Source organism: Burkholderia sp. SRS-25 (assembly GCF_004343765.1).
Lineage (GTDB): Bacteria > Pseudomonadota > Gammaproteobacteria > Burkholderiales > Burkholderiaceae > Burkholderia > Burkholderia contaminans.
Genome location: NZ_PTXM01000005.1, coordinates 391,861 through 409,543 on the forward strand (window position 1 = coordinate 391,861; position 17,683 = coordinate 409,543).

The window sequence follows — 17,683 nt, forward strand, 5'->3', positions numbered from 1 at the left end:
CACCTTCGCAGCCGGAGCGGATGGCGCGGCCGTACAAGCACAACCGGCATTGCAGCACGCGGCGCGCGGCACCTTGGTGTCGCGCGCCGGCATTACAAAGAATACGAAGAGCAAGGCCAACGAGGAAAAACAATGAAATCCAGACTCGACAGATGGATGATGCTGCTCGCCATCGCGGCAGCAGGCACGGCACATGCACAAACGCGCGTCGGCGGTAACCCGCTCGACTCCCTGCCCCAGATCAACGCGCCGAAAACCGGCCCGAACGTGACCGTGCAGGTCGCACCGCAGGCGCCGCAGTTGCAGGAGCTGCTGTCGCGTCATCTGACGCCGACCACATTCCAGGTCGAAGGCGTGAAGTCCGTGCCGTTCGAGGAAATCTCGCGTCGCTTCACCCCTCTTGTCGGCAAGGACATCACGATCGGCGAACTGATCGAAACTGCCAACGGCGTGACGAAGCTGTACCAGGATCGCGGCTTCGCTCTGTCGTTCGCGTTTGTTCCTGCGCAGACGTTCGAGAACGGCGTCGTGCGCATCACGGTGGTCGAAGGTTACGTGTCCGACGTCAAGGTCACCGGCAAACCCGGCGCGATGGAACCGAAGATTCGCGCAATTGCCGCGCACATCACGGCCGACCGCCCCCTGCGCCGCGCGACGTTCGAGCGCTACGTGAATACGTTCGGGCTGCTGCCCGGCCTCACGGTGAAGGCGAACGTCCCGCCGCCGCAAACCACCGACGGCGCGACGACGCTCGAGCTCGCGGTGGATCGCAAGCCGTTCAACGTCAGCACGGGGATCGACTTCAACCACCCGGGCGTCCAGGGCCTCATCACCGCGACCGAAAACGGCCTCACGTCGTTCGGCGAGCAGTTGAGCATCTCGGCGCTCGCGCCGCCGGGACGCGACAAGCAGACCTACTTCGCGTTCAGCGGCGCGCTGCCGGTCGGCAGCAGCGGCCTGATCACGCGCCTCGATGCCAGCACGTATCGCGGCAAGCCGACCGACAACCCGGGGTTGCCGTCGACCGTCGAGCGCACCGTCAAGAACGAGAAACTAGGTCTTTCGGCATCCTATCCGATCTTGCTGAACAACCAGCGCAGCCTGCTCGGCACCGTGTCGGGTTATGCGTCGCACAACGAGGACCGCTACCAGAACAAAATCACTGGTGCGAGTCTCGACACGCGTTCACAAGTCCGCGTGCTGCAGATGCAGCTCGACTACACGAGCGTCCAGCCGAAACAGGTACAGAAGCTGAGCGTCAATGTCGCGAAGGGCTTCAACATCCTCGGCGCGTCGAAAGCGCAGGACATCACCGTCGGTACGACGACGACGTCGGTGGACAGCCCGATCTCGCTGACCTTCGTTCGCACCGGTGCGACCTTCACGCAGACGAACGAATGGCCGTTCCGGATCGGCACGTCGGTGTCGCTGACCGGGCAATACAGTCCCGATTCACTGCCGACGTCCGAACAGATCTCGTTCGGCTCGACCCGTTACGCGCTCGGCTACCAACCGGGCGAAACTTCGGGCGACTCGGGCTGGGGGATGTCGCTCGAAGTGAACCGCGGCTTCACGCCGGGCTGGACGTATCTGAAATCGATCACACCGTACATCGCATACGACATGGCGCGCGTGTATCTGCACGCGGGCACGCCATCGCCGAACCGCATGTCGTCGGTCGGCATCGGCGTGCGTTTCAGCGACAGCCGCTACTACAGTCTCGACCTGAACGTCGCCAAACCTGTCGGCGATGCACCCGTCGAAAGCGCGTCACGCAGCCCGCGCATCAACGCCGCATTCTCATATCAGCTCAACTGATCGGTCACCAAACAGCCCGCGCCACGCGGGCTGTTTCGATTAGAGTCCCCTCTATCAAACGTGGCACGCGGTTTCACGTATTCTGGCGAAGCTCGCAACATGCCCGCCCCATGCAGACGGTCGTGCGGGCAAATCGAATACGACATGCAAAACAAGGAGGACGACAATGATTCAACTGACCCGCCCGTTTCGTGCAATCGCCGTCGCCGGCGTACTGCTCGCTTGCGCTGCCCCCACGTTCGCACAGGCCGACAGCCCCATCGGCATGTGGCAGACGATCGACGACAACACGCATCAGCCGAAGGCACTCGTGCAGATCGCCGAGGACGGTGACGGTGCGCTGACCGGCAAGGTCGTGAAGGGCCTCGGCGCGAACGATACGCCTGATCGCCGCTGCACCGCCTGCACGGACGAGCGCAAGGATCAGCTCATCAAGGGCATGACGATCATCAAGGCCATGAAGAAGGAAGGCGACCACTGGGACGGCGGCAACATTCTCGACCCGGAGAACGGCAAGGTCTACAAGTGCAAGATGACGCTTGAAGACGGCGGCCAGAAACTCGTCGTGCGCGGTTACATCGGCGTTTCGCTGCTCGGCCGTTCGCAGACCTGGGTTCGCCAGCAATAACGCGGCTCGCGCTTGAATGCGCGGCTCAATGAAAAAATCGGCCTGCGACGAAGTCGTCAGGCCGATTTTGTTTTGGTGCGTGCGTGGGTGGAGCTGACAAACATCACGCTGCATGCTTCATCGTGTCCGACGCATAGCCGCCAGGTGCACGATACGCGGGCGTCGCATTGCTGCGTGCTTCCGCCGCCTTCGATTGCGTGTGCTTGCGCATCCGCGTGGACAACTCGTTGCACAGATTCACGCCTGCGTCGCCATAGAGTTCACGCATGACACTCATCAACGTGCCCGTCTCGTGCCAGACCTTGAAGCGACGATGGCAGGTTTGGTACGACGGGTAACGACGCGGCATGGCCGACCACGTTGCGCCGCTGTAGATCACCCAAAGCACGCCGTTCAGGACGGCACGCGTATTGGCCAATGGCCGGCCGCGCAATTCGGTGCGCGGCTGCATTTCGGGCAGAAGCGACGCAACGCAGCGCCACTGTTGGTCGGTCAGATCGCGATACGGTGTCATGGACATCTCCAGCCTTAGTAACCATGACACAACGATATCGGCTCACCTCAACCATGAATATAAGACAAATCCGAAAATACCCTGAGATTGCGTTAATTTGACCGGAATTGACGTTTGAACCCCATCAATTGCCGGAAATCGCTCTCAGGTCAGCGAGGTATCGACGATGCGGCGCGGCGTTTCGATGTATTCCTTCGACTGCATCTCGACGATTCGCGAGACCGTACGCGCAAACTCGTTGGCCATCGGGCCTTCGATGTACAACTGCTCCGCCGGCACCGCCGCGGACATCAGCAGCTTGACCTTGTGGTCGTACAGCACGTCGATGAGCCACGTGAAGCGCCGCGCCTCGGACGCCATCCGCGGCGACATCTGCGGCACCTCGGACAGCACGATCGCATGGAAGCGGCTCGCCAGTTCGAGGTAGTCGTTCTGTGACCGGGGGCCGCCGCACAGCGTCGCGAAATCGAACCACACGACGCCGTCCGCCTTGCGCAACGCCTTCAGCTCGCGCTTCTCGATATGCAGGATCGGGCTCTCGTCGGGCACGGCCGCGAGCTTGCCGAATGCATGGCGCAATTCGCGATCGGCATCCGCGCCGAGCGGCGTGTGATACATCTTCACCTGCGCGAGCGTGCGCTGGCGATAATCGACGCCTGCGTCGACGTTGAGCACGTCGAGCTTGGACTTGATCAGCGCGATCGCCGGCAGCATGCGGTCGCGATGCAGGCCGTCCGGATACAGGTCGTCGGGATCGTAGTTGGACGTCATCACGAACTGCACGCCGTTGTTGAACAGGCGGTCGAGCAGACGGTACAGGATCATCGCATCGGCAATGTCCGACACGTGGAACTCGTCGAAGCAGATCAACCGGTAGCGCTTCGCGATGCGCCGTGCGAGTTCGTCGAGCGGATCGGCCTGCCCTTTCAGCTCCTCGAGCTCCCGATGCACTTCACGCATGAATTCATGAAAGTGCAGGCGCGTCTTGCGCTGCACGGGCACGACCGCGAAGAAGCTGTCCATCAGGAAGCTCTTGCCGCGACCGACACCGCCCCACATGTAGACGCCGCGCGGGAGGTCGGGATGATTGATGAGCTTCTTGAATGCGTTCGAGCGGCGCGCCTTGTACTCGACCCACTCGTCGAAACATTGCTGCAGGCGATCGACGGCCGCGCGCTGTGCGGGATCGGACTGATAGCCGCGCGTGGTCAGTTCGCGCGTGTAGTATTCGGTGACGTTCATCGGGCAAACCGGAAAAAACGAAGGCGGACGGGAAAACCCGCCCGCCCTCGTCATGAGACGGCTGCGCCGGCCGATGGCCGGCCGGCGCTACACCGCGCTCAGCTGTTCAGCGAGCGCTTGTCGACGGCGAGCGCCGCTTCGCGCATCACTTCCGACATCGACGGGTGCGGATGGCAGATGCGAGCGATGTCTTCCGACGCCGCCTTGAATTCCATCGCCACCACGGCTTCCGCGATCAGGTCCGACGCGTTCGCAGCGATCACGTGCACGCCGAGCAGTTCGTCGGTCTTCGCGTCCGCGATCATCTTCACGAAGCCGTCCGGCGCGTTCATGCCGAGCGCGCGGCCGTTGATCGAGAACGGGAACTTGCCCGACTTGATCTCGCGGCCTTCCGCCTTCAGCTGCTGCTCCGTCTTGCCGACCCATGCGATTTCCGGGTACGTGTAGATCACCCACGGAATGCAGTTGTAGTCGATGTGCGGCTTCTGGCCGTCGATCACTTCCGCGACCAGCACGCCTTCGTCTTCCGCCTTGTGCGCGAGCATCGGGCCACGCACCACGTCGCCGATCGCGTACACGTTCGGCACCGCCGTGCGGCAGTGGTCGTCCACGTCGATGAAGCCGCGCTCGTTCGCCTTCAGGCCGATTGCCTCGAGGCCGAGGTTGTCGGTGTTCGGCACGCGGCCGACCGACACGATCAGGCGGTCGGCATCGAGCGTCTGCGCGTTGCCGTCCTTGTCCGTGTAGGCGATCGACACGCCATCCGCGGTCGTCTTCACTTCGCCGATCTTCACGCCGAGGTTGATGTCGAGGCCCTGCTTCTTGAACAGCTTGGCCGCTTCCTTCGCGAGCGCTTCGTCAGCTGCGCCGAGGAAGGCCGGCAGCGCTTCGAGCACCGTCACTTCGGCGCCGAGACGACGCCACACCGAGCCGAGCTCGAGACCGATCACGCCTGCGCCGATCACGGCGAGCTTCTTCGGCACCGAGTCGAACGTCAGCGCACCTTCGTTGTCCGACACGATCTTGTTGTCGACCGGAATGCCCGGCAGGTGACGCGCCTTCGAGCCCGTCGCGATGATCACGTTCTTCGCGGTGACGACTTCGGTTTCACCCTCGCCGCTCACTTCGATCTGCACGCCGGCGTCGGTCTTGCCGGTGAACTTGCCATGGCCCTTCAGCCAGGTGATCTTGTTCTTCTTGAACAGGAACTCGATCCCGCTCGTCATCTTCTCGACGATCGCGTCCTTGCGGCCGAGCATCTTCGCGACATCGATCTTCACGCCGTCGACCGTGATGCCGTGGTCGGCCAGATGGTGCGACGTGTTCTCGAACTCTTCCGACGATGCGAGGAGCGCCTTCGACGGGATGCAGCCGACGTTCAGGCACGTGCCACCGAGCTTCAGCGCGCCGGCCGGGTTCTTCCACTTCTCGATACAGGCAACCGTCTTGCCGAGCTGCGCAGCGCGGATCGCGGCGATGTAACCGCCGGGGCCGGCGCCGATCACGACGACGTCAAATTCCTTGGACATGACAATCCTTTCTTCTTGTGCAACCGCACGGGCCGCGCGCGTCGCGCGCCCGTGCGGTGCGGGTCAATGCGGTGAAACTCGGCTTACAGGTCGAGCAGCAGGCGTGCCGGATCTTCCAGCGCATCCTTCATCGCGACGAGCGACAGCACGGCTTCGCGGCCGTCGATGATGCGGTGGTCGTAAGACAGCGCGAGGTAGTTGATCGGACGGATCACGATCTGGCCGTTTTCGACGACCGGACGCTCCTTCGTCGCGTGCACGCCGAGGATTGCCGACTGCGGCGGGTTGATGATCGGGGTCGACAGCATCGAGCCGAACACGCCGCCGTTCGAGATCGAGAACGTACCGCCCGTCATTTCCTCGATCGACAGCTTGCCGTCCTTCGCCTTCTGGCCGAACTCGGCGATCTTCTTTTCGATCTCGGCGAGGCTCAGTTGATCCGCGTTGCGCAGGATCGGCACGACGAGGCCGCGCGGCGAACCGACGGCGATACCGATGTCGAAGTAGCCGTGGTAGACGATGTCGTTACCGTCGATCGACGCGTTCACGAGCGGGAACTTCTTCAGCGCATGGACGGCCGCCTTCACGAAGAACGACATGAAGCCGAGCTTCACGCCATGTTCCTTCTCGAACTTGTCCTTGTACTTGTTACGCAGTTCCATGACCGGGGCCATGTTCACTTCGTTGAACGTCGTCAGGATCGCGTTGGTCTGCTGCGACTCGAGCAGACGCTCGGCGATACGCGCACGCAGGCGCGACATCGGCACACGCTGTTCCGGACGGTCGTTCAGCCAGGTCGCGGCCGATGCCGGCACCTTCACTTCCGGCAGCGACGGCTTCGCAGCGGCCGTCTTGGCCGGTGCGGCAGCCGCAGCGGCCTTCGGTGCGCTGCCTGCCGCCAGCGCGTCACCCTTCGTGACGCGGCCGTCGCGGCCCGAACCTGCGACGTCGCCTGCCGACAGGCCCTTCTCGGCCAGCAGCTTCGATGCGGCCGGCGATGCGGTGGTCGACGATGCCGCTGCGGCTGCAGCGACCGGCTGTGCTGCCGGTGCGGCTGCAGCAGGCGCTGCTGCCGGCTTGACTTCGGCGGCGCCTGCCGCGGCTTCGGCTGCACCTGCCTTCGCTTCGGTGTCGATCGTTGCGATCAGCTGATCGGCAACGACGGTGTCACCGTCATTCTGCAGCACTTGCGCGAGCACGCCCGCGGCCGGTGCCGGCACTTCGAGCACGACCTTGTCGGTCTCGAGTTCGATCAGGATTTCGTCTTGAGCAACTGCTTCGCCCGGCTTCTTCTTCCACTGCAGCATGGTGGCTTCCGAAACCGACTCCGAAAGCTGGGGGACTTTGACTTCTACGATAGCCATGTGATTTTCCTGGATGCTTAATCTGGGTAATGACGAGGTTCGTGCGATTCCTTTGGCCGGTGCGGCGCGCAACGCGCCCGGCGGGCCAAAAGAGACGGGAAAGCGCATGGCGCCTTCCCGTTTCGCTTCCGTCGGTTATTTCGCGATCGATGCGCTCTTCAGGCGGCCGAAAGCACCTTCGATGAGGGCCTTCTGCTGCTCGTAGTGCTTCGCGTAGTAGCCAACCGCCGGCGAGGCCGAAGCCGGACGGCCGCTGTATGCCAGCTTCTGCCCTTCCTTCATGCCTTCCTTCAGATGGTGCTCGACGTAGAACCAGGGGCCCTGGTTCTGCGGCTCGTCCTGCACCCAGACCACTTCAGTCGCGTTCTCGTACTTCTTCATTTCGGCTTCGAACTGCTTGTGCGCGAACGGATACAGCTGCTCGATACGGATGATCGCGACGTCGTTCGCCTTCGCTTCGCGACGATGTGCGACGAGGTCGTAATACACGCGGCCCGAGCATGCCAGCACGCGCTTGACCTTCTTCGCGTCGATGCCGCCGTCGGTTTCGCCCAGCACCGGCTGGAACGAACCCTTCGCGAGTTCCGACAGGTCCGACACCGCTTCCTTGTGACGCAGCAGCGACTTCGGCGTAGCGACGATCAGCGGCTTGCGGAACAGGCGGATCATCTGGCGACGCAGCAGGTGGAAAATCTGCGCCGGCGTCGTCGGTTGAACGACCTGCATGTTGTGATCGGCACACAGCTGCAGGAAACGCTCGATACGCGTCGACGAGTGTTCCGGACCCTGGCCTTCGTAGCCGTGCGGCAGCAGCATCGTGAGACCCGACACGCGGCCCCACTTCACTTCGCCCGACGAGATGAACTGGTCGATCACGACCTGCGCGCCGTTGACGAAGTCACCGAACTGCGCTTCCCACAGCACGAGCGTGTTCGGCTCGGCGGTCGAGTAACCGTATTCGAAGCCCAGCACCGCTTCTTCCGACAGCACCGAGTCGATTACCGTGAACTTCGCCTGGCCTTCGGCGATGTTCTGCAGCGGCACATACGTGCCGTCGTTCCAGCGCTCGCGGTTCTGGTCGTGCAGCACCGCATGACGGTGCGTGAACGTGCCGCGGCCAGAGTCCTGGCCGGTCAGGCGCACCGAGTAACCCGATGCGACGAGCGACGCGAACGCGAGGTGTTCGCCCATGCCCCAGTCGAGCGGCTGGTCGCCACGCGCCATGTTGCGGCGGTCGTTGATCACGCGCTCGACGAGCGGGTGGACCTTGAAGTTTTCCGGGACCGTCGTGATGCGTTCGCCGAGGCGCTTCAATTCTGCGAGCGGCACGGCCGTGTCGGCTGCATCCGTCCACTTGCGGTTCAGGAACGGAACCCAGTCGACCGCGTACTTGCTCTTGTAGTTCGACAGGACCGGGTCGACCGTGTGGTGACCGTCATCCATCGCCTTGCGGTACGCCTTCACGAAGTTGTCGGCGTCTTCCGCGGTGATCACGCCCTGCTGCACGAGCTTCTCGGCGTACAGCGCACGGGTGCCCGGGTGCTGCGCGATCTTCTTGTACATCAGCGGCTGCGTGACCGCCGGCGTGTCCTGCTCGTTGTGGCCCAGCTTGCGGAAGCAGACGATGTCGATCACGACATCCTTATGGAACTGCATCCGGTAGTCGATCGCGATCTGGATCGCGAGCACGACAGCTTCCGGATCGTCGCCGTTCACGTGCAGCACCGGCGCTTCGATCATCTTGACGACATCGGTACAGTACAGCGTCGAGCGCGCATCGCGCGGGTCGGACGTCGTGAAGCCGATCTGGTTGTTGATGACGATGTGCAGCGTGCCGTGCGTGCCGTAGCCGCGCGTCTGCGCGAGGTTCAGCGTTTCCATCACGACGCCCTGGCCAGCGAAGGCCGCGTCACCGTGGATCTGCACCGGCAGCACTTGCAGGCCGTCTTCGTCGCCGCGACGGTCCATCCGCGCCTTCGCGGAACCTTCGACCACCGGGTTCACGATTTCGAGGTGCGACGGGTTGAACGCGAGCGACAGGTGGACCGGGCCGCCTTCCGTCGACACGTCCGACGAGAAGCCCTTGTGGTACTTCACGTCACCGGCCGGCAGGTCGTCGACGTGCTTGCCTTCGAATTCGGCGAACAGGTCGGCCGGCATCTTGCCCAGCGTGTTGACCAGCACGTTCAGACGGCCACGGTGAGCCATGCCGATGATGATTTCCTGCACGCCGCGCTTGCCCGCGTGCTGGACGACTTCGTCCATCGCCGCGATGAAGCTTTCGCCGCCTTCGAGCGAGAAGCGCTTCTGGCCGACGTACTTGGTATGCAGGTAGCGCTCGAGGCCTTCGGCAGCCGTCAGGCGATTCAGGATGTGCTTCTTCTCGTCTGCCGAGAAGTTCGGCGTCGCGCGGGTCGACTCCAGGCGCTCCTGCCACCAGCGCTTCTGTTCCGGGTCGCTGATGTACATGTATTCGGCGCCGATCGTGCCGCAGTACGTGTCGCGCAGGCCCTTGACGATGTCACGCAGCGAAGCCTGGTCGAAACCGAAGTACAGGTTGCTTGCGCTGTACGTCTGGTCGAGGTCGCCTTCGGAGAAATCGTAGAACGCGGGTTCGAGCTCGGGGATGGCGGGACGTTCGCGACGCTTCAGCGGATCCAGATTGGCCCATTGCGAGCCGAGGAAGCGGTAGGCGCTGATGAGGGACTGGACGTGCACTTGCTTGCGTGCCGCAGCCAGATTGGTGGTGCTTTCGCGCGGGATGAAGGCATTGGCCTTCGCGCGCTCGGCGAACGATTCGACGATCGGAAAATGGGCGACGTCATTGGCATTCGAACCGTCCGTTGCAGGCACATTCTGCAGCGCGTCGAAATACTCTCGCCAGTTCTCCGGCACCGATGCCGGATTGTTGAGGTATGCATCGTACAGTTCTTCAACGTACGAAGCATTGCCGCCGAACAGATAGGAGTTCAGCTGAAACTGCTTCATTACATCTGACATTTTACGCTCACCTTTCTTCGAGCTTCTCGAGAAATAGCGGGTTACTCAACCTTCCGCGACACGGCCTGACCGTTTAGCGGATTGCGAATCAAGTCTTGCTTGGAAGGACCTAAAACTTGCGTGCGCGCAGCATATCACAGAACCGATACCGGAGTTCACGGCGAAATGTGCCTGAAAGCACCGCGCGACGGGGTTTTGCCGGATTGCCACGACCCGCGCGAACAGTGTTTTGCAGGCAACCCGATTGCACATCGCGCAGATGCAAAAAAGGCTGCCCGCAGGCAGCCTTTTCCGTGATGCATCGAACGGCCGGAACGCTTAGTCGACCGCGCCTTCGCGGCTCGCGCGGCGGCGCTCGTGCTCCTTCAGGAAGCGCTTGCGCAGGCGGATCGATTGCGGCGTCACTTCGACGAGTTCGTCGTCGTCGATGAATTCGACCGCGTATTCCAGCGACATCTGGACCGGCGGCACGAGGCGCACGGCTTCGTCGGTACCCGACGCACGCACGTTGGTCAGCTGCTTGCCCTTGATCGGGTTCACGACGAGGTCGTTGTCACGGCTGTGGATACCGATGATCATGCCCTCATAGAGCGCATCACCCGGCTTCACGAACATGCGGCCGCGATCCTGCAGCTTCCACAGTGCGTAGGCCACGGCAGCGCCGTCGTCCTGCGAGATCAGCACGCCGTTGCGGCGCTCGAACACCGAGCCGTCCTTGACCGGCGCGTACGAGTCGAAGATGTGGCTCATCAGGCCCGTGCCGCGCGTGAGCGTCAGGAATTCGCTCTGGAAGCCGATCAGGCCCCGCGCCGAAATCTTGTACTCCAGACGCGTGCGGCCGCGGCCGTCCGACGCCATGTCGAGCATCTCGCCCTTGCGGCGGCCGAGCTCTTCCATCACGCCACCCTGATGCTCGTCCTCGACGTCGACGGTCAGCAGTTCGTACGGCTCGTGACGCACGCCGTCGATTTCCTGCATCACGACGCGCGGACGCGACACGGCCAGCTCGTAGCCTTCACGACGCATGTTCTCGACGAGAATCGTCAGGTGCAGCTCACCACGACCCGACACTTCGAACACCGTTTCGTCGCCAGTATCCTTCACGCGCAGCGCGACGTTGTGGTTCAGTTCCTTCATCAGACGGTCGCGGATCTGGCGGCTCGTGACGAACTTGCCTTCGCGGCCGGCGAGCGGCGACGAGTTGACGAGGAAGTTCATCGTCAGCGTCGGCTCGTCCACGGTGATCATCGGCAGCGCTTCCGGCGTATCCACCGCGCAGATCGTTGCACCGATGCCGACGTCTTCAATACCGTTGATCAGCACGATGTCGCCCGCTTCGGCCGATTCGACCTGAACACGCTCGAGACCCGTGAACGACAGCACCTGGTTGATCTTGCGGTTCAGCACGTCGCCTTCCGGCCCGAAGCGCATCGCGACCGGCTGGCCCGGCTTGATGCGACCGCGCGTGATGCGGCCGACGCCGATCCGGCCAACGTACGTCGAATAGTCGAGCGACGTGATCTGCAGTTGCAGCGGCGCATCCGGATCCGCCGGGCGGACCGGCACGTGCTCGAGGACTGCCTCGAACAGCGGGCGCATGTCGCCTTCGCGCGCGGCCGGGTCGAGCGACGCATAGCCGTTCAGGCCCGATGCGTAGACGATCGGGAAGTCGAGCTGCTCTTCGGTTGCGCCGAGCTTGTCGAACAGGTCGAAGGTCTGGTTGATGACCCAGTCGATCCGCGCGCCCGGACGGTCGATCTTGTTAACGATGACGATCGGCTTCAGGCCGAGCGCGAGCGCCTTCTTCGTGACGAAGCGCGTCTGCGGCATCGGGCCCTCGACCGCGTCGACGAGCAGCAGCACCGAGTCGACCATCGACAGCACGCGCTCCACCTCGCCACCGAAGTCCGCGTGCCCCGGCGTGTCGACGATGTTGATGTGCGTGCCTTCGTATTCGACCGCGCAGTTCTTCGCGAGAATCGTGATCCCGCGCTCTTTTTCGATGTCGTTCGAGTCCATCACCCGCTCCGCAATCTGCTGGTTCTCGCGGAAGGTGCCGGACTGGCGAAGCAGTTGGTCGACGAGCGTAGTCTTGCCGTGGTCGACGTGGGCGATGATGGCGATATTGCGAAGGGCGCGGGTCATAGAAACCTGGAAATCGTTTGAACGCGCAAAAGCGCCCGCTCGTTTTTCACGGGCGCGCGCATTGCAGCTTGGAAAGCCTCAAATTATAGCACGTGCGGATGTCGAGAGCCGACGGGCACTTTGGGACGCAACGCTGGACGGCCGGCGCACCCTCCCCTCGAACCCGCCAATTGGCTGAAGCCCGCCTCATTGGCAAGCCCAAAAAACCTTATCGCGATAGTGGATTTATGGGACACAAAGCGCGCCCTTTGCCGTTCGATTAACATTTGCCGCGGCAAGCAACTGTGCCTATACTGCTGCCTAGTCAACTATTGCAGCTTCAGGGTTTTATGTCGGATTCTTCTACCCAACCACCCGTTTCGCCGCTGTCCTCATATCAGATGAACGACAGCGTCGGTTATCTGATGTCGCGCGTGAAGTCGGTGATGACCAATCTCGTCACGCAACGCACGCAGGAAGAGCTCGGCATCACCGGCACGCAGGCGAGCATGCTGTTCATGATCGCGGTCGGCAAATGCTCGACGGCCGCCGAGCTCGCGCGCGAGTACGGGATCGACGCGAGCGCGGTCACGCGCCTGCTCGACCGGGTCGAGAAACGCGGCCTGCTGTCCCGCGTGCGCAGCATCGAGGATCGGCGTGTCGTGCGCCTCGAGTTGACCAACGAAGGCCGTGCGCTCGCAGAACGGCTGCCGCCGATTTTCCGCAGCGTGCTCGACCAGGTGCTGGACGGGTTCACGCCGGAAGAAGTCGGGTTCCTGAAGAGCATGCTGCGCCGCATTCTCAGCAACTACTGCGAGACCGCCGGCGGCAGCATCACGTAATAGTTGCCATAACAATTACTTTCGACAGATTAATGTAAGGAAATCCTTGCAGTGTCCATCATTCATTCCGAGTCAGGGATCAGCGCGATGAAATCCTCCCCGTTGTCCGTGCGCGCCGGGTCGTGCCGCGCCGCCGTCGCTGCCGCGGTCGCCGCACTGGCGCTGGCGGGCTGCGCAAACTACATCGGCATCAAGAGCGACAAGCAGATCGCCCCCGTGTCGCAATTCGAATCCACCCAGAGCCTGCCGGCCCAGGGCGGTCAGTGGCCGGCGCTCGACTGGGCCAGCCAGTTTGGCGATCCGCAGCTGCCGAAGCTGATCGACGAAGCCCTGCAGGGCAATCCGTCGATCGCACAGGCGCAGGCGCGCATCGCAAAGGCGTCGTCATACATCGAATCGTCGCGCTCGAATCTGATGCCGAAGGCGGAAGCCAGCTATTCGTGGACGCGCGAGCTGTATTCGTCGAATGCGCTGTTCCCGCCCCCGTACGGCGGCCAGTGGTACAGCGAGAACAATGCCCTCGCGAGTGCGTCGTGGGAACTCGACCTGTGGGGCAAGAATCGCGAACGCCTGCACACCGCCGTGTCGCAGGAAAAGGCGGCCGAAGCCGACATGCAGCAGGCGCGCATCACGCTCGCGTCGTCGGTCGCACGCACCTACAACTCGCTCGCGCAGCTCTATGCGCTGCGCGACATCGCCCAACGAGAGATCACCAACCGCGAGACGGTCGGCAAGATCACCGACGGCCGCGTATCGGCCGGCCTCGACACCAACGTCGAACGCCAGACGGCCCGCGGCAACATCGCGACGACCCAGGCTTCGCTGTCCGATCTCGATGGCCAGATCACGACGGTGCGCTACCAGCTCGCCGCACTGCTCGGCAAGGGCCCGGATCGCGGGTTGCAGATCGCGGCGCCCGTGCTGAACCCGAGCGGCGAAGTCGCGCTGCCCGGTAACCTGCCGGCCGATCTCGTCTCGCGCCGCCCCGACATCGTCGCCGCGCGCTGGCAGGTCGAAGCCGCGATGCACGACGTGAAGGAAGCGAAGGCCGAGTTCTATCCCGACGTGAACCTCGCGGCCGGCTTCGGCTTCGATGCGTTCGGCTGGGGCAAATTCCTGAACTTCGCGAGCCGTCAGGCGCAGTTCGGCCCGGCGATCCACCTGCCGATTTTCGATGCCGGCGCGCTGCGCGCGCAGCTCAAGGGCCGCTACGCGGACTTCGACCTGTCGGTGGCGAACTACAACCAGACGCTGATCAGCGCGTTGAACGACGTCGCGACCCAGGTCGCGTCGATCCGCGCCGTAGATCGCCAGATGGGCGATGCGCAACGCGCACTCGACGCGTCGACGCGCGCCTATGACCTCGCGGTTATCCGCTACAAGGCCGGCCTGTCGCCGCAACTGCAAGTGCTGACCGCGGACAGCAACCGCCTCGCATCGGAACAGACGGTGACCAACCTGAAGATGCGCCGCCGCGACATGCAGCTCGCGCTGATCAAGGCGCTGGGTGGCGGGTTCGACGCGACCGGCACGCCGCTCGCCGCACCCGATGCCGACAAGCCGACAAAACAGGCCGCCAACTGAACCGGCGCCACCACTACGCAGACACTCGAAATAACGGACGGAGAAAATCGCCATGAGCGACCAACAAAACGCCGCCGGCGCGCAGCCGCAGAACAACGGCAAGCGCAAACGGATGATGACGCTGCTCGTCGCGGTCATCGTGATCGCGGCCATCGCGTATGGCCTGTACTACTTCCTCGTGGCCCGATTCCATGAAGGGACCGACGACGCGTACGTGAACGGCAACGTCGTGCAGATCACGCCGCAGGTCACCGGCACCGTGATCGCGGTGAAGGCCGACGACACGCAGACGGTCAAGGCCGGCGACCCGCTCGTCGTGCTCGACCCGGCCGACTCGCAGGTCGCGCTGCAGCAGGCAGAAGCCAATCTCGCACAAACGGTGCGCCAGGTGCGCGGCCTGTTCGTCAACGACGACCAGTACCGCGCGCAAGTCGCGCTGCGCCAGTCCGACCTGTCGAAGGCGCAGGACGACCTGCGTCGCCGCCTCGCCGTCGCGCAGACGGGCGCCGTGTCGCAGGAAGAGATCTCGCATGCCCGCGACGCGGTGAAGGCCGCACAGGCGTCGGTCGACGCCGCACAGCAACAGCTCGCATCGAATCGCGCATTGACCGCGAACACGACGATTGCATCGCACCCGAACGTGATGGCCGCCGCCGCGAAAGTGCGCGACGCGTACCTCGCGAACGCGCGTAACGTGCTGCCCGCGCCGGTCACCGGCTACGTCGCGAAGCGCTCGGTGCAGGTCGGCCAGCGCGTGTCGCCCGGCAACCCGCTGATGTCGGTGGTGCCGCTCAATGCCGTGTGGGTCGACGCGAACTTCAAGGAAGTCCAGCTGAAGCACATGCGCATCGGCCAGCCGGTCGAGATGACGGCCGACATCTACGGCTCGTCGGTCACGTACCACGGCAAGGTCGTCGGCTTCTCGGCCGGCACGGGCTCGGCGTTCTCGCTGCTGCCGGCGCAGAACGCGACGGGTAACTGGATCAAGGTCGTGCAACGCCTGCCGGTGCGTATCGAACTCGATCCGAAGGATCTCGACAAGCACCCGCTGCGCATCGGTTTGTCGATGCAGGTCGACGTGGACATCAAGGACGAACGCGGCGACCAGCTCGTGAACGCGCCGAACACCGTCTACGAGACCAACGTGTTCGCAAAGTACGGCGACGAAGCCGACGCCGAAATCGCCCGCATCGTCGCAGAGAACGCAGGCGGCAACGCATCGGCGCCGGCCGCGTCGAAGTCGAATGCCGTCGCGAAGATGATGTAACCGTTCCGACTCCGGAAAAACAACCGACATGGCACAGGCTCCTGTCTCTCACCCGCCCTTGCAGGGCGGGCAACTCGTGATCGGGACGATCGCGGTATCGCTCGCGGTGTTCATGAACGTGCTCGACACGTCCATCGCGAACGTCGCGATCCCGACGATCTCGGGCGACCTCGGCGTGTCGTCAGACCAGGGCACGTGGGTCATCACGTCGTTCGCGGTCGCGAACGCGATCTCGGTGCCGCTGACCGGCTGGCTGACCGACCGCTTCGGGCAGGTGCGCCTGTTCCTCGCGTCGATCATCCTGTTCGTGATTTCGTCGTGGATGTGCGGTCTTTCGCCCAATCTGCCGTTCCTGCTTGGGTCACGCGTGCTGCAAGGCGCGGTGGCCGGCCCGATGATTCCGCTGTCGCAGGCGCTCCTGCTGTCGAGCTATCCGCGCGCCAAGGCACCGATGGCGCTCGCGTTATGGGCGATGACGACGCTGATCGCGCCCGTTGCCGGCCCGATTCTCGGCGGCTGGATCTCGGACAACTACTCGTGGCCGTGGATCTTCTACGTCAACATCCCAGTCGGCATCGCCGCCGCCGGCGCGACGTGGGCGATCTACCGCAACCGGGAGTCGGCCGTGCGGCGCGCGCCGATCGACGGCGTAGGCCTCGCGCTGCTGGTCGTCTGGGTCGGGTCGCTGCAGATCATGCTCGACAAGGGCAAGGATCTCGACTGGTTCGCGTCGACGACCATCATCGTGCTCGCGCTGACGGCCGTCATTGCGTTCGCGTTCTTCGTCATCTGGGAACTGACTGCCGAACACCCGGTTGTCGACCTGTCGCTGTTCCGCATGCGGAACTTCACCGGCGGCACGGTTGCGCTGTCGATCGGGTACGGCCTGTACTTCGGCAACCTCGTCCTGTTGCCGCTGTGGCTGCAGACGCAGATCGGCTATACCGCGACCGACGCCGGTCTCGTGATGGCGCCGGTCGGGCTGTTCGCGATCCTGCTGTCTCCGCTCACCGGGAAGTATCTGCCGCGCACCGATCCGCGCTTCATCTCGACGGCGTCGTTCCTGACGTTTGCGCTGTGCTTCTGGATGCGGTCGCGCTACACGACGGGCGTCGACGAATGGTCGCTGACGCTGCCGACGCTCGTGCAGGGCATCGCGATGGCCGGCTTCTTCATCCCGCTGGTGTCGATCACGCTGTCCGGCCTGCCCGGCCACCGCATCCCTGCGGCATCCGGCCTGTCGAACTTCGTGCGGATCATGTGCGGCGGTATCGGCACGTCGATCTTCCAGACGGCCTGGGACCATCGCAACAACTTCCATCACGCGCAACTGGTCGAGCAGACGAACGTCTACAACCCGACGTTCAACCAGGCCGTCACGCAGATGGGCAACCTCGGGCTGACGCAGGACCAGGCACACGGGCTGATCAACAACATGGCCACACAGCAGGCCGCGCAGCTCGGCGTGAACGACCTGTTCTACATCTCGGCGGCGATCTTCGTGCTGCTGATCGGACTGATCTGGATCACGAAGCCCGAGCGCTCGGGTGGCGGCGATGCAGGTGCCGCGGCATCAGCTGCACACTGAACACGCAGCCTGAACGCAAACAAAAAGCCCGGTCGACGTCGACCGGGCTTTTTTATGGTTCATCGCAGGAAACCGTGGAGGGTTTGAGGGTGATTGCGTAACCTGACGCCTGACTTTAAGGAAGTCAGGAGGAAGAATTGCTCGATCGCAAGGCACTTCAAGCACTTGGCTGCTGGACTGGCT

General features: G+C 63.5%; 12 protein-coding genes. 6 read left to right on the forward strand and 6 right to left on the reverse strand.

The genetic code is table 11. The features are described 5' to 3' along the window. Window positions 1-132 precede the first annotated feature (132 nt). Window positions 133-1,818, forward strand: coding sequence for a ShlB/FhaC/HecB family hemolysin secretion/activation protein (locus C5O79_RS08385; protein ID WP_046545505.1), 1,686 nt, complete (start codon window positions 133-135; stop codon window positions 1,816-1,818). Between the two features lie 166 nt (window positions 1,819-1,984). After that, a complete protein-coding gene (locus tag C5O79_RS08390) occupies window positions 1,985-2,446 on the forward strand; it encodes a DUF2147 domain-containing protein (RefSeq protein ID WP_046545504.1) in 462 nt (153 codons plus the stop codon). A 103-nt stretch (window positions 2,447-2,549) separates the two neighbouring features. Here the strand turns inward: C5O79_RS08390 and C5O79_RS08395 are convergent, their stop codons facing one another. The 6 genes from C5O79_RS08395 to typA form a co-directional block, all read right to left on the reverse strand. Continuing rightward, complete coding sequence (locus tag C5O79_RS08395; protein ID WP_046545503.1) at window positions 2,550-2,960, reverse strand: transposase; 411 nt, start codon at window positions 2,958-2,960, stop codon at window positions 2,550-2,552. A gap of 144 nt (window positions 2,961-3,104) precedes the next feature. Next, window positions 3,105-4,202 (reverse strand): cell division protein ZapE, encoded by a 1,098-nt coding sequence (zapE, locus tag C5O79_RS08400; RefSeq protein ID WP_046545502.1) that lies wholly within the window; start codon window positions 4,200-4,202, stop codon window positions 3,105-3,107. Between the two features lie 98 nt (window positions 4,203-4,300). After that, a complete protein-coding gene (lpdA, locus tag C5O79_RS08405; RefSeq protein ID WP_046545501.1) occupies window positions 4,301-5,731 on the reverse strand; it encodes a dihydrolipoyl dehydrogenase in 1,431 nt (476 codons plus the stop codon). 83 nt (window positions 5,732-5,814) lie between these two features. Continuing rightward, complete coding sequence (gene odhB / locus C5O79_RS08410; protein WP_122473848.1) at window positions 5,815-7,095, reverse strand: 2-oxoglutarate dehydrogenase complex dihydrolipoyllysine-residue succinyltransferase; 1,281 nt, start codon at window positions 7,093-7,095, stop codon at window positions 5,815-5,817. Between the two features lie 135 nt (window positions 7,096-7,230). Further along, window positions 7,231-10,095 carry a 2-oxoglutarate dehydrogenase E1 component gene (locus tag C5O79_RS08415; RefSeq protein ID WP_046545499.1) on the reverse strand — a complete coding sequence of 955 codons (2,865 nt, stop codon included), beginning with the start codon at window positions 10,093-10,095 and terminating at the stop codon, window positions 7,231-7,233. A 318-nt stretch (window positions 10,096-10,413) separates the two neighbouring features. Next, a complete protein-coding gene (typA, locus tag C5O79_RS08420; RefSeq protein ID WP_039358989.1) occupies window positions 10,414-12,240 on the reverse strand; it encodes a translational GTPase TypA in 1,827 nt (608 codons plus the stop codon). 329 nt (window positions 12,241-12,569) lie between these two features. Here typA and C5O79_RS08430 point away from each other — a divergent pair, with 329 nt between their 5' ends. The 4 genes from C5O79_RS08430 to C5O79_RS08445 all read left to right on the forward strand — a co-directional run bounded on the left by C5O79_RS08430 (window position 12,570) and on the right by C5O79_RS08445 (window position 17,500). After that, window positions 12,570-13,061, forward strand: a complete 492-nt coding sequence (locus C5O79_RS08430) for a MarR family transcriptional regulator (protein ID WP_047849438.1) — start codon at window positions 12,570-12,572, stop codon at window positions 13,059-13,061. Window positions 13,062-13,148: 87 nt separating this feature from the next. Next, complete coding sequence (locus tag C5O79_RS08435; protein ID WP_122473847.1) at window positions 13,149-14,645, forward strand: efflux transporter outer membrane subunit; 1,497 nt, start codon at window positions 13,149-13,151, stop codon at window positions 14,643-14,645. A 52-nt stretch (window positions 14,646-14,697) separates the two neighbouring features. Next, window positions 14,698-15,912 (forward strand): HlyD family secretion protein, encoded by a 1,215-nt coding sequence (locus C5O79_RS08440; protein WP_039358992.1) that lies wholly within the window; start codon window positions 14,698-14,700, stop codon window positions 15,910-15,912. Between the two features lie 28 nt (window positions 15,913-15,940). After that, complete coding sequence (locus tag C5O79_RS08445) at window positions 15,941-17,500, forward strand: DHA2 family efflux MFS transporter permease subunit (protein ID WP_046545496.1); 1,560 nt, start codon at window positions 15,941-15,943, stop codon at window positions 17,498-17,500. Window positions 17,501-17,683 lie beyond the last annotated feature (183 nt).